The following is a 13,286-nucleotide window of genomic DNA, read 5'->3' as shown; positions in this document are numbered from 1 at the left end:
CTGCGGTACGGGTTCGGCTACGCCCTCCACCCGGTCACCTACTGGAAATTCACTTCGTTCCTTTTCAGTCGTCCGGATCAACTGGAAAAAGAACAAAATGATCTTACAAGTACGATTATACGAGGAGAGTTACAATGAAAAGAAAAAAAACAATAATTGGTTTGGTAATGTCTGTTTGTTTGTTGCTCAATATTCCTTTTGTAAGTGCTAATGATGGATCGAATTATTCTTTAAAATCAGCAACTGAGTATGCAAGTTTAGATAGTATCCCCAAAGTGCAACTGGAAAAGGTTCTAAATCAGGCAGAAAAGTCCGAGCTTGTTAACAGTTTTGTAAATGAAGCCAAGTCTAATGGTGTAAGCGTTGAAGGAATTTATTTCGATGAAAATAAAGGTAAATATGTAGTGCAGGTATTGGATGAAAATCAAATTGAACAGTTATCGAAGTTCAATAAAAATCAAGGTGATTTTGAATTTGAAAAGGTGAAAAATTCAATGGCTATGCTTGAAAGCTATATCACCAGACTTGAATCTTTACAGAAAGAAAAGGAAATTCAGGGCCTTCGAGGTCATTGGATTGACGTCCAAACAAACAGTGTTGTGGCACTAGTAGAGGAAGATGACCCTTCCACGAAATCTAAATTGGTCAAATACATTAATGAGGATGCATTACAAGTAGCAAAGTTGATTTCTATCGATTTTAACGTTAAGTCCGGAGACAAAATTGCAGATTCTACCGGAGGTTGCACGGCCGCCTTCCATGGCAAAAAGGGATCACAAGATGTACTAATAACTGCTGGTCATTGCGGATATAACGGTATAGGTAATTCATGGAAATTCGGAACGACTACAATTGGAACCTTCGGTGCAAAGACAAGTGGCAATACCAATGCCGATGCTGGATACATTAATTTAAGTAGCTCAAGTTACGTAGAAGTTACTGAAAAAGCCACTGGTGGAGTTATTGGAGGGGCTAATGATGCTGGAAATGAATCTGTTGGAGATTACATTTATGTAAGTGCTCCATACACTGGTTATATATTACAGGGAATCGTACAAGCTACAAATGTGAGTATTGATGCTGGAGGTCAATATGGGTTTAACACTTTGTCTGGTTTAAGACTTACTACCGCTGTTAATAGCAGTGGTGACAGCGGTGCTCCAGTTATGAAGCTGAGATTTAATGCTGAAAAAGATCGTGCAGAATATATTCTACAAGGAGTAAATAACGGCAATATATCTTATTCGCTTAATGGTACGGTAAGTAATCTTGAATGGTATTCCGCATATAAAAATGTATATAACTCATTAGGACTTTCTTCAATATATGTTGCAGCTTAAATAAGAGTTGGCCTAACGTCATTAAGTAAGCTCAAAGACAAGATCGGGAATAAAAATGGATTCGAAACGGCATGGGAAAAAACCTGTGCCGTTTTTTTATACGGAATTTATGCTATTTCCAGGAAAGAGTCAAACTCAGTACTTTTTCAATATGACGTAATGTCATGAGAAAATGAAATCACTTCAGTTTGAAGCAAGAGGCAGCCGCGCCACCCCATCCCCCGAAGATTCTCCCCCCAATCCGAATTCTGTCTCCTTCTTCGCCAGGCTTGCAAGCGCTATCGTAGAGGCATAAGGTTTCGCTGTCTAGCAGCAACCAGTTCGACCAGTTGCCCAAGCAATCGCAGATAGGCAAGCAAGGTAAGGGGGAAGAGGGAATGTCCGAATTCATCCTTGAGCTCAAGGGAATTACGAAGACGTTTCCCGGCGTGAAGGCGCTGGACGACGTGTACTTCAAGCTGAAGCCGGGCGAGATTCATGCGCTTATGGGCGAGAACGGCGCCGGCAAGTCGACGTTTATCAAGGTGATCACCGGGGTCCACGCTCCGGATGAAGGCGATATGTACCTGGACGGGCAGAAGGTGAGCTTCCGCAATCCGAAGGACGCGCAGAAGGCCGGCATCGCGGCGATCTATCAGCATGTGACGTGTTACCCGGACCTGACCGTGACCGAGAACATCTTCATGGGCCATGAGAAAATCGCGAAGGGAACGAAGCGTCTGCTGTGGCGCGAGATGCATGAGGAAGCGGGCAAGCTGCTGAAGGAGCTCGGAGCGAGCTTCAGCCCGAAGACGCTGATGGGCGCGCTGAGCGTCGCCGAGCAGCAGATTGTCGAGATCGCCAAGGCGCTGTCGGTGAACGCGCGGATCATCATCATGGACGAACCGACGGCGGCGCTGACGAACAACGAGAGCGAGGAGCTGTACCGGATCGCCGAGAAGCTGCGGGACCAGGGCGCGTCGATCATCTTCATCTCCCATCGCTTCGAGGACATGTACCGGCTGGCGAGCAAGGTGACCGTGTTCCGCGATTCGAAGTACATCGGCACCTGGGGCGTGAACGAGATCAGCAACGCGGACCTGATCGTGGCGATGGTCGGACGCGAGATTACGCAATTGTTCCCGAAAAAAGAAGCACAGATCGGAGAAGAGTTGCTGCGAGTGGAGGGACTTGGCAAGACCGGCTACTTCGCGGACGTCAGCTTCACGCTTCGCAAGGGAGAGATTCTCGGCCTCACCGGGCTTGTCGGCGCGGGCCGAACGGAGGTCTGCCAGGCGATCTTCGGCGTCGAGCGGCCCGACAAGGGCAAGATCTTCTACAAGGGCCGCGAGCTGGCGGCGAAGTCTCCGCTGCACGCGATGAAGCAAGGAATCGGCTACCTGCCGGAGGACCGGCAGAAGCAAGGGCTTGTGCTGAGCTGGGAGATCGGCCGCAACATCACGCTCTCTTCGCTTGAGAAGATGTCGAGGCGCGGCCACCTGAACACCCGCAAGGAGCAGGACCTGGCGAAGCGCCTTGCCGAGAAGGTCAGCGTCAAGGCGAAGAGCGTCTTCGACCTGGCGAGCTCGCTGTCGGGCGGCAACCAGCAGAAGGTCGTGTTCGCGAAGCTGCTGACCGCCGACCTCGACATTCTGATCCTCGACGAGCCGACCAAGGGAGTCGACGTCGGCGCGAAGTCGGCGATCTACGAGATTATCAGCGACCTCGCCTGCTCGGGCTACGGCATCATCCTCGTCTCCTCGGAGATGCCGGAGATCATCGGCATGTGCGACCGCGTCGCCGTCATGAGGGAAGGGCGCATCACCGCGTTCATGGACCGCGAAGGCATTACCCAGGAAGCGATCCTGCGAGCTTCCATGGCCGACGCCGCGCCGCAGCAAGATCAGCAAAGGTGGGCTTGACATGAGCATGAACAACAAGGGAGGAAGCCCGGCGCCAACCGCGACGAACGCCGCTGCGACAGCCGGTGCTTCCGGCGCGCCGGGTCCGGCCGGCCGGCCAACCGCAACCCCAGCCCCGGCCGCGGCGCCGAAGGCATCCCTCAGCGCCAATATCGCGAAGTTCCGCGAGCTCGGCCTGCTCGCCTTCATCGTTATTCTGGCGATCGGCGTACAGCTTCGCAACCCGAGCTTCCTCACGTGGGAGAACCTGAACGACATCGCGACCAACACCGCGATTCTGAGCATACTGGCCGTCGGGATGATGCTCGTCATCATCACGCGGGGGATCGACCTGTCGATCGGCGCCACGCTTGCGCTCGCCGGGATGTCCGCTGCCCTGACGGTGAAGGAGTACCCGGGCCTGAGCCCGCTCGTCGCCGTCCTGCTCGGCGTCGGCATCGGCATCGTCTGCGGAGCCGTGCTCGGCTTCCTCGTCGCGAAGATCAACATCCTGCCGATCATCGCCACGCTCGGGATGATGAACGTATTCCGCGGCCTCACCTACGAGCTGAGCGGAGGCAAGTGGGTCAGCGCCCACCAGATGCCGGACAGCTTCAAGGCGATCGCCACCGGCAAGGTTCTCGGGCTTAACAATCTCATCGTCATCGCTGTCGTCATTTATATCGTCGCTTATTATTTTGTGAATCATACGCGCACGGGAAGACAGATTTACGCCGTAGGCAGCAACCCGGACTCCGCCGAAGTGAGCGGCATCAAGTCCGGCCGAATTCTCTGGCTCGTCTACACGATCATGGGCGGCCTGGCCGGCCTGGCCGGCGTGCTGTGGGTGGCGAAGTTCGCGTCCGCCCAGGGCGACACGGCTTCGGGCTACGAGCTGAGCGTCATCGCGGCCTGCGTGCTCGGCGGCGTCAGCATCGCAGGCGGCTCCGGCAAAATCTCCGGAATCATCCTCGGCTCCGTACTGCTGGGAATTCTCAACAATGCGCTGCCGATGATCAACGTGTCGCCGTTCTGGCAGAACTTCATTCAGGGCATGATCATCCTGATCGCCGTCCTCATTAACGCCGTGGTCAAGCGCGGAATCGACCGCAACAACCTGATGAGGAGGAGGATCTGACGCCATGGAACCGAGACTTCTGCAGAACAAGAGGGATTTCTCTGTGAAGGGGTTTCTCCTCCAATGGGAATGGATGCTCGTCGTCCTCTTCCTTGCGATGACCGTCATGAACATCAACCTGTCCGAATACTACTGGAACTTCGACAACCTGCGCGACGCCACGATGAGCTTCCTGGACAAGGCGTTTATCGTCCTGCCGATGGTGTTCATCATTATCGTCGGGGACATCGACATCTCCGTCGGCTCGATTGTCGCCCTGTCTTCGGTCATCATGGCCGATCTGTACAACCACGGCGTTCCGATGCCGATCGCGATGCTGATCTGTCTGGCGGTAGGCACGCTGTGCGGCTATATCAACGGGCTGCTCGTCGTGAAGTTCAAGGAGCTGTCCGCCGTTATCGTCACCCTGTCGACAATGATCATCTACCGGGGCATCGCCTACATCCTGCTGAAGGACCAAGCGGCCGGCAAGTTCCCCGACTGGTTCAACTTCCTCGGCTGGGAGTACGTCGGCGGCATTCCGTTTATCCTGATTGCGTTCGTCGTCTTCGCCATCCTGTTCTGGTACCTGCTTCACAAGACAACCTTCGGCAGAAAAGTATACGCGATGGGAAGCAATCTGACGGCGAGCCGGTTCTCGGGCATTCAGACGGATCGCATCAAAATCATCGTATTTACTCTGACGGGACTCATGTCCGCCGTATGCGCTCTTTTCCTAACGTCCCGTATGGGAAGCACTCGTCCGAACATCGCCAACGGCTACGAGCTCGACGTCATCGCGATGGTCGTCCTCGGAGGAATCAGCACGTCGGGCGGCAAGGGACGGATGATCGGCGCGATCCTCGCCATCTTCCTGATCGGGTATCTCCGCTACGGTCTCGGTCTCGTCAACGTGTCCGCCCAGACGCTGCTGATCATTATCGGCCTGCTGCTGATCGTCGCCGTGTCAATTCCGAAGCTGAAGCTCGGCAAGAAGCGCTAACCCCGATACACGACGGCCCAGGCCGTTCTGTATATAAATCATTCATATCCGAAGGCCATTAAAGGGAGGAAACAAAAAAGATGAAAAAGTTTATGGCATTGGGAATGACCGCGGTACTGTCCATGTCTCTGCTCGCCGGCTGCGGCGGGAACAACAACAACGAGGCAAGCGGAAGCGACGCCAAGCCGAGCAGCTCGGCGGCCAGCGGCAGCACCGGCGCCAAGCAGAAGTTCGCAATCATCTTCAAGAATACGGGCAATCCATACGGCGAGAAGGAGATGGAAGGCTTCAAGAAAGCGATCGAGGAGAGCGGCGACGAAGCGATTCTGAAGGCGCCGGACCAACCGACCGCCGAAGCGCAAATCCAGATGATCGAAGAGCTTATCTCCCAGAAGGTCGATTCCATCGCCGTCGTCGGCAACGACCCGGATGCGCTGCAGCCGGCTCTGAAGAAGGCGATGAACGCGGGCATCAAGGTGCTGTCGCTCGACTCCGCCGTTAACGCGGACAGCCGGATGGTGCATATCAACCAGGCGGACCCGGAACGCATCGGCCGCACGCTGATCCAAGGCGTATCCGAGATGATCGGCGGCGAAGGCGAGATCGCGATTCTGAGCGCGACAAGCCAAGCGACCAACCAGAACACTTGGATCGAGTGGATGAAGAAGGAGCTTGAAGACAGCAAGTACGCGAACGTTAAGCTCGTTAAGGTTGCCTACGGCGACGACCTGCGCGACAAGAGCGTATCCGAGACCGAGGCGCTGCTGAAGTCGTATCCGAACCTCAAGGGCATCATCGCTCCGACGACGGTCGGCATCGCCGCGGCCGGCAAGGTTCTGACCGACAAGGGACTCAAGGGCAAGGTCATGCTGACCGGCCTCGGCCTGCCGAGCGAGATGGCGGAGTACATCGAGAGCGGCGTCAGCCCGTGGATGTACCTGTGGAACCCGATCGACGTCGGCTACCTGGCCGGTTATGCGGCGGAAGCGCTCGTGGACGGCACGATCACCGGCGCGATCGGCGAGAAGTTCACGGCGGGCACGCTCGGCGAGAAGGAGATCATCGCGGACGGCGACGGCACGCAGGTGATGCTGGGCGATCCGTTCAAGTTCGACTCGAGCAACATCGCGGAGTGGAAGTCGGTTTACTAAGAGCGCAGGCGAATCTGCGAGAAGCATAACGTATCGGGGAAAATAAGCTGGGGCAGACGGCTCTCCATCAGGCGCAACGCTTGGGGAGGGCCGTGTGCTGTCGACAGCGGGGCGAGTGATCGCGGCGGAGGATGAGGACATGCGCAGATGGGCGGACGTAGACATGGCGGGCAAGCTGGCAGCGTCTTTCTTGGCGTTGTCCTTGGTGTGGGGAGGGCTGTGCGGGGCATCGCTCTTCTTCTTGGCGGAGACGAGGGCGGCCTACTCGGGGCTGCTGGACGAAGAGGCCGCCGCCGTCGCCAGCGCGAAGGAGATCCAGTATCATGTGGCGACGCAGAACGCGGCGATCGCCTCCTATCTGGTGGCGACCATGGCCGGCTCGCTCGGCGACAGCCAGTCGCAGCAGCGCATTCGCGAAGCCGGAGACGCCATCGATCGCTTGACGGCGGAGACGCTGGCGGGAATGAAGGACGAGCAGGACCGCGAGCTGCTCGGGCAGATCGGCGCGGCGAACTCGGCCTTCAAGGATGCGGCGGCGGAAGCGATCGCGGCGGTCGAGACCAGCGCGGTGAAGGCGCAGGTCATCATGCAGACGAAGATCGCCCCGTTGTCCAATCAATTGATCGGCCATGCGAACCGGCTGTCCGAGAGCCAGCAGGCGAAGCTCGAAGCGCGGCGGGAGGCGTCCGGGGAGCGGATTCGCAAGCTGGTTATGATTAACCTGGCGGCGGGCATCGGCATTCTGCTTGGGGCGCTGGCGGCCGGGGTTTGGTTCGCCCGCCGCATGGCGAAGCCGATCCTTCGCATGCTGGAGCACACGGAGCGGATCGCCTCCGGCGACCTGCGCCTGGAGCCGATCGGCCGAACGTCCCGCGACGAGGTCGGACGCTTGACCGGCCACTTCCACGCGATGGCCGGCCAGTTGCGGGAGCTGATCGGCCGGATCGCGGACAGCGCCGGCGAGCTGTCGCGCCTGGCGGAGCCGTGGCGGCGCAGCGCGGAGGAGACCGCGCTGGCGAGCCGCCAGATTGCCGCCGCGATGGAGGACGTGCAGGAGGAGGGGGCGCGCCAGCTTCGGGAAGCGGATCGGGCCGATGTCTCGGCCGTTGAGACGCTGGCAAGCGTGCGAACGATCGCCTCCTTGTCAGCCGGGGCGAAGCAGGAAGCGGAAGCGATGCTCGGCAAGGCGAATCGGGGAGCGAAGGAGATGAGCGGCTTGTCCGCCCGGATGCAGACGCTGGCAGCTTCGGTCGGGGAGCTGCAGGCGGCCGCGAGAGGAATCGGGGAGCGGACGGAGGGCATCTCCGGCATCTCCGCGACGATCCGGGCGGTGGCGAACCAGACAAGAATTCTGGCGTTTAACGCGTCGATTGAAGCTTCGCGGCTCGGCTCCGAAGGCCGGGGCTTCGCGGTCATCGCCGAGGAGATCCGAAGCCTCTCGCGCGAGACAACGAAGCTGGCGGAGGACATCCGCCTCTCTGTTGCGAAGATCCGGGAAGAGACGACCCTCGCGCTCTCGAAGACGGAGCGGGCGATGCAGGATGCCGGGGAAGGCAGCGCGGCCATCGGCCTCGCGAGGGACACGTTCGACGAGCTGCGCCAGTCGTTCGCGGAGGTGGCGGCCGGCGTCACGGACATCTCCGCCGCCGCGGCCGCTGTCGAGATTCGAACGGAGCTTATGAAGGCGACGACGGGCACGATGAAGGCCGCATCGGAAGCGACCGCCGCCCGAACAAGCGAAGCATCCGCCGCCGCCGAACAGCAGTACGCCTCGATGGAGGAACTGGCCGACTCCCTTCGGCAGTTAAACGAGCTGGCCGACCGGCTCCAGCAATCCTCGGGCCGATTCGCTTGGTAACGAGTCCGATTCTCAACCCGCTGCCACTCGACCCGCTATCAATCGGATCATTATGATCCGATCCATTATAGTCCGATGCATTATAGTCCGATCCATTATAATCCGAACCATTATGATCCGATCCATTATGATCCGCTGCCATCATCGCCGCATTTTATGTGAAAAATAGCATTTATTGTGCGGAAAACGGTCTGTTTTGCGGGTTTTATGTGATTTTTAGCATATATCGGGTCGTCGAAGGGGGCAATGTGCTCAATGAATGTGAAATTTCACATAGAATCGAGGAAATAGCCGCTTCGGGCGGATGACGAATGTGATTTATCACATAAAATTCGCCTGTCGCACCCAATCGAACCCTAATTTGCTCGGACCGGGCCGAACACTGACAACAAACTATCGTGCCAAATCCCTCACCGACCGCCAGCTATATGGGTACCCGACCATCCCGCCGCCGCGCCGCCACACACCAATCACTTAACTAACCGGTACTATGTTCCGCAGCCAGCTACCTGCCACCGAACGCTGACCAACGACTGCCGATCATCAACCGCTGATCATCAACCGCGAATCATCGACACCAACTATCCGGCAACACCCCTTCCTCCGTCGTCCGTCGAGATCAACCGACCGGTACCGAGCAACGGCAATCGAGCCAACCGCTATTGCCCCTTCAACGGTTCAATATTGGACGGAATTATCGCGGTAGCCTAGAATCGAAGACAGAAGAGTTGGTTACTGGGGAGGGGGCTTCGGCATGTATCTTGTCACTTCGGAGGAGATGAGGCGCATTGATCGGCATACGATTGAGGAGATCGGCATTCCGGCGCTGGTGCTGATGGAGAATGCGGGACGGGCGATTGCGGAGGAGGCGGTTCGGCTTGCGGGCGGTGCAATGGCGGAATGGAACGGAGGCAGGATGGAACGAGTCCGGGGGCCGGCGGAACGAAGAGACGGGCTGTTCGGCGGAGAGGGGCTGCACGGTTCGGAGCAGTCGCTTGGCGATAAGGAGAGGATGGGCGGCGGGGCGAAGCCGTTCTTCGGACGTCGCTGCGAATGGCTTGTGCTTGTCGGCAAGGGCAACAACGGAGGGGACGGACTTGTCTGCGCGAGGCATCTGATCGAGCTGGGACACGGGGCGACGGTGCTGTATGCGGTCCCGCCGGAGCAGTTGGTCGGAGAAGCCGCGATCCAGCGGGATATCGCGGCCCGGCTCGGCATTCCGGCGATGACGTATGCGCCGGGCGTGGTGGATTGGCGGCGAGTCGACGGCATTGTCGACTCGCTGCTCGGCACCGGCTCGAAAGGGGCGCCGCGCGAGCCGTACGCTTCGCTGATCCGCGAGGCGAACGCGAGCGGCAGACCGATTGTGGCGGCGGACATTCCGAGCGGGCTGGACGCCGACACGGGGGAGCTTGCGGAGCCGAGCATTCGGGCGGAGCTCACGGTTGCGCTCGCGATGTGCAAGCGCGGGCTGCTGCTCTATCCGGGCGCGGAGCACGCGGGGCGCGTCGTCGTGCGCGGCATCGGCATTCCGGAGGCGGCTGCGGAGCCGGCCGGCGTGCGGACGTTCGCGCTGAGCGAACGGACTCGGCGCGAGAAGCTTGGCGTGTCGTGGCCGCAGGCGCGGAAGGCGGACACGCACAAGGGCACGTACGGCCACGTCCTGGTGGCCGCCGGTTCGCGCCCGATGAGCGGCGCGGGGCTGCTCGCCGCGCGCGCCGCCCTGCGCTCGGGCAGCGGGCTCGTCAGCTTGGCGCTGCCGGACTCGCTGCTGCCCGCGCTGCTTGGCCGGCTGCCCGAGGCGATGCTCCTCGGCATGCCGGACGCAGGGCGCGGCGACTGGAGCGCCGCGCCGCCGGAGGCGCTTGCCGCAGCCGCCGCCGGCAAGCAAGCGCTCGTCCTCGGCCCCGGTCTGGGCCGGTGGACGAACGACCGCGCGTGGCTGCGGACGCTGTGGGAGAGGCTGCCGGGCAGCCTCCCCCTTGTCCTCGACGCCGACGCGCTGAACATGCTCGCCGCCGCCGAAGCGGACGGGGCGCCCGGCGGCGGCGAGCCCTTCGCGGCCTGGCCGAGGCGCGCGGCCCCGGCCGTCGTGACCCCACATCCGGGCGAGATGGCCCGGATGTGCGGGCTGTCCGTTCGCGAGGTGCAGCGCGACCGGATCGAGCTTGCGCGCAGATACGCCGAAGAGCACGGCGTTATCGTCGCGCTGAAGGGAGCCCGCACGGTCGTGGCGGAGCCGGGGGGCCGCGTCTTCGTGAACGCGACCGGCAACCCCGGCATGGCGACCGGGGGCTCGGGCGATGTGCTCGCCGGGCTGATCGGCGGCTTGCTGGCCCAGGGGCACGGCCCGATCCAAGCGGCGGCCTTGGGCGTCTGGCTGCACGGGGCGGCAGGCGATCGGGCCGCAAGTGTCCGAACCACCCAAGCCTCGCTCCTCGCCGGAGATATCATCGATCACCTGTAGCCGCTTTCTTGACCGGGTTTATTTTCCCAGATGCGGGTTGATTATTCGTCGGTATACGATTCGTATGCGCTGGCTTCGATCAAGGACGGAATCTCGTCCCTGTACGCTTGGAACTGGTCCGAGGTGATGCTGCCGCTCGCCAATCGCTGCTCAAGCTGCTCCGTCAGTTGGCGAATCTGCAGCTCGATGATCGGGCGGACGTCCGCACCGGCGCTGGCCGCGATGTCGGCGAGGGACGAGCCCTCCTGCAAGGCGTCGCGAACCTCGTCGTCGTCCTTCGCCCCCAAGGAGAGGAGGAACAGGTCGCCGTCCGATGAAGGGGAGACGGGGCTGCGGGTGATGCTGGTCTGTGTGCCGGTCTGGGCGCTGGCCGTCGCCATTCCGCTCGACATCGCGAGCATGAGGGCAATGGTGCAGGCGGCGACCCAACGCTGGGTAGCGAACTTCTTCATAGACTCAACCTTCCTCTCCTGCGGGGAATTATGGATATCGATCAGAGACGTTATGTCGGTTGTGCTGCTGTGAGTCATGGTTATAGCTTATCCTCCGTTGCTTAAATTGCGCTTAACCGTCTCTTAAAGCGATCTAAAGAAATTGAAACAGCCCGACGGAACGGCGCTTGCCGGAGCGCTTCCTTCGGGCCGTTCTTGCGATACGATGCACTGTTGCTCAAATCTCACGCCTGGGCCGTCTTCGTCCGTCCCGTCCGCTTCCAGAGCAGCATGGCGATTATGCCGGCCAGCACGGCAAGCTGCGGGATCGTCGTCTCCCACGTCGGATACAGGCCGAGGGCCGAGAAGGTCGGCAGGCCGGTCTCGTAGTGGGAAGGCACCGCTGCGGCCACCTGCAAGGAGTGGATGCTCTCCCCGACGAACCGGATGACCAGGTAGTAGATCAGGAGCGACGCCGTCAGGAAGAACGGCCGGATCGGCAGTCGGGTGCCGTAACGGATGATGAGCACGGCGAGCGCGATCAGGGCGGCCAGAGCGCCTGCAATGCCGAGAATGAGCTGGGAAGCCGAGATGGAGGAAGCCATACCCGCGTAGAAAATCGTTGTCTCAGCACCCTCCCGAAGAACAGCGAGACCCGATACGGCGAACAGGGACCAGAGGCTTCCGCGTGCGAGGGCATTGCCCATCTTGGCGTCGATGTAACGATTCCAGTTGCTCAGATTGGACTTGCTGTGCAGCCAGTTGCCAACCGTCAGCATCAGCACGACCGTGACCAGGCCGGTGATGCCTTCGATCAGCTCGCGTGTGCTGCCCGACGAGGCTTGCTTAAGTGCGTAGGTGAGCAGGACGGCCATCGCGCCGCTGAGGGCGAGACCGCTCCAGACGCCGGACCATACCCATACCCGCTTCGCTTCGTTGCCGGTCTTCTTGAGGTAGGCGAGCAGCGCAGCCAGCACCAGAATGGCTTCGAGGCCTTCGCGAAGAAGGATAAGCGCGGCATCCCAGGCGGTGTAGCTGGCATCTCCGACCAGCGGCCGAAGCTGCTCTCTCATGCTGTCGATCGTCTGCTTGGCCTGCTCCGGCCGGGCCGGCTCGGAGAGCAGGTAGCCCGAGACGGACGCCATCTGAATCTCGATTTTGTCGTAGGTTGCCGCGGAGCGGACCTGCACCTCTCCTTCGGCGGACGGCCACTTGGCGATGAAGGAAGTCATCTGCCCGTCCGCTTCCTCATACAGCCCGGCGTCGACATCGTCGTAGGCCCGGTCGAGAATGGCGATTAGGTCGGCGATGGTCACGCCCGTCTCGACGGGTTCCAAGGAGCCGAGCTTGCCGTCCTTGTAATCCTGAATGAGCTGCCGGAACGCCTGCGTCTCGGTCTGGGCTTGTTCGGCTCTGGGCGGTTCGGCCTGCAGTGCGATCCGGATCATGCTCATGCCCGTCTCAAGCTTGGCGTAGACCGCGGAATTCTCGGAGCGGATCGGCTGCTCGATCGACTTCCAACTGTCGTTGATGGCGGCGAACGCTTGCTTGGCCTCGTCCCAGGAGGCGGCTTCGACGGCCGCGAGCAGTTGTTCCACCTTCGGGAGCATCCCGGCGGCCGCCTCGGCGCCGCTTGTTCCCGTAGTCTCGGTGCTTGTGCTCTTCACGTAGTTGTTGAACGCCTTGGCGAGAGCGGACAGCGAGGCTTTGGCCTTATCCGGGTCGCTCTCCGCTTGTTGCAGCGCTTTGTTCGCTTGGGCGATGGCGGAATTGACATCCGCGGCTTCGGCGGAGCCCTTCGCGCCGAGTGCATCCCAGATCTGCTCCGCTTGTTGAACCTCGGCCAGGGCGTCGTCCCATTGACCTTGCCCGGCCGCGACAAGCGCGGAACCGACGAACGGAAGCAGCCTGTCGACATTCGCATTCCCGGCATCGCCCGCGGCGGCGCCGGCCGAAGCGGGAAGGAGCGTTACGACAAGCAGCAGGGCGAGGAAGACGCCGCGAAGGAGTTTGCTTCGTGGAAGACTACGGAACATAAG

Annotated in this window: 9 protein-coding genes; 7 read left to right on the top strand and 2 right to left on the bottom strand. The window is 60.1% G+C overall.

All coding sequences use genetic code 11. The features are described from left to right. Positions 1-134: 134 nt before the first annotated feature. The 7 genes from E6C55_RS15430 (at position 135) to E6C55_RS15400 (ending at position 10,816) form a co-directional block, all read left to right on the top strand. Positions 135-1,340: a chymotrypsin family serine protease gene (locus tag E6C55_RS15430; RefSeq protein WP_136370693.1), complete on the top strand. Its 1,206-nt coding sequence runs from the start codon at positions 135-137 to the stop codon at positions 1,338-1,340. Positions 1,341-1,717: 377 nt separating this feature from the next. Then, positions 1,718-3,241, top strand: coding sequence for a sugar ABC transporter ATP-binding protein (locus E6C55_RS15425; RefSeq protein ID WP_136370692.1), 1,524 nt, complete (start codon positions 1,718-1,720; stop codon positions 3,239-3,241). Position 3,242: 1 nt separating this feature from the next. Beyond that, positions 3,243-4,358, top strand: coding sequence for an ABC transporter permease (locus tag E6C55_RS15420; protein WP_230986699.1), 1,116 nt, complete (start codon positions 3,243-3,245; stop codon positions 4,356-4,358). 4 nt (positions 4,359-4,362) lie between these two features. Continuing rightward, on the top strand, positions 4,363-5,340 hold the full coding sequence (locus E6C55_RS15415) for an ABC transporter permease (protein ID WP_136370691.1): 978 nt from the start codon (positions 4,363-4,365) through the stop codon (positions 5,338-5,340). A gap of 80 nt (positions 5,341-5,420) precedes the next feature. After that, positions 5,421-6,491, top strand: a complete 1,071-nt coding sequence (gene rhaS, locus E6C55_RS15410) for a rhamnose ABC transporter substrate-binding protein (RefSeq protein WP_136370690.1) — start codon at positions 5,421-5,423, stop codon at positions 6,489-6,491. A 94-nt stretch (positions 6,492-6,585) separates the two neighbouring features. Continuing rightward, entirely contained in the window at positions 6,586-8,349 is a 1,764-nt protein-coding gene (locus E6C55_RS15405) for a methyl-accepting chemotaxis protein (RefSeq protein ID WP_136370689.1), read from the top strand. A 754-nt stretch (positions 8,350-9,103) separates the two neighbouring features. Then, positions 9,104-10,816, top strand: a complete 1,713-nt coding sequence (locus E6C55_RS15400; RefSeq protein WP_136370688.1) for an NAD(P)H-hydrate dehydratase — start codon at positions 9,104-9,106, stop codon at positions 10,814-10,816. A gap of 41 nt (positions 10,817-10,857) precedes the next feature. Here E6C55_RS15400 and E6C55_RS15395 read toward each other — a convergent pair whose 3' ends face one another. Both E6C55_RS15395 and E6C55_RS15390 read right to left on the bottom strand, forming a co-directional pair. Then, positions 10,858-11,268 (bottom strand): hypothetical protein, encoded by a 411-nt coding sequence (locus tag E6C55_RS15395; RefSeq protein WP_136370687.1) that lies wholly within the window; start codon positions 11,266-11,268, stop codon positions 10,858-10,860. Positions 11,269-11,492: 224 nt separating this feature from the next. Continuing rightward, positions 11,493-13,283 (bottom strand): FTR1 family iron permease, encoded by a 1,791-nt coding sequence (locus E6C55_RS15390; protein WP_136370686.1) that lies wholly within the window; start codon positions 13,281-13,283, stop codon positions 11,493-11,495. Positions 13,284-13,286 lie beyond the last annotated feature (3 nt).

This window comes from Cohnella fermenti (genome assembly GCF_004801405.1).
Classification (GTDB): Bacteria; Bacillota; Bacilli; order Paenibacillales; family Paenibacillaceae; genus Cohnella; species Cohnella fermenti.
Note: the sequence above shows the minus strand (reverse complement) of the source record. Positions and strands in the feature narration are given on the sequence as shown.

Coding starts and splice junctions, on each gene's coding strand:
- E6C55_RS15430 (WP_136370693.1), top strand. CDS start 135: ATGAAAAGAAAAAAAACAATAATTGGTTTGGTAATGTCTGTTTGTTTG.
- E6C55_RS15425 (WP_136370692.1), top strand. CDS start 1,718: ATGTCCGAATTCATCCTTGAGCTCAAGGGAATTACGAAGACGTTTCCC.
- E6C55_RS15420 (WP_230986699.1), top strand. CDS start 3,243: ATGAGCATGAACAACAAGGGAGGAAGCCCGGCGCCAACCGCGACGAAC.
- E6C55_RS15415 (WP_136370691.1), top strand. CDS start 4,363: ATGGAACCGAGACTTCTGCAGAACAAGAGGGATTTCTCTGTGAAGGGG.
- rhaS (WP_136370690.1), top strand. CDS start 5,421: ATGAAAAAGTTTATGGCATTGGGAATGACCGCGGTACTGTCCATGTCT.
- E6C55_RS15400 (WP_136370688.1), top strand. CDS start 9,104: ATGTATCTTGTCACTTCGGAGGAGATGAGGCGCATTGATCGGCATACG.
- E6C55_RS15395 (WP_136370687.1), bottom strand. CDS start 11,268: ATGAAGAAGTTCGCTACCCAGCGTTGGGTCGCCGCCTGCACCATTGCC.
- E6C55_RS15390 (WP_136370686.1), bottom strand. CDS start 13,283: ATGTTCCGTAGTCTTCCACGAAGCAAACTCCTTCGCGGCGTCTTCCTC.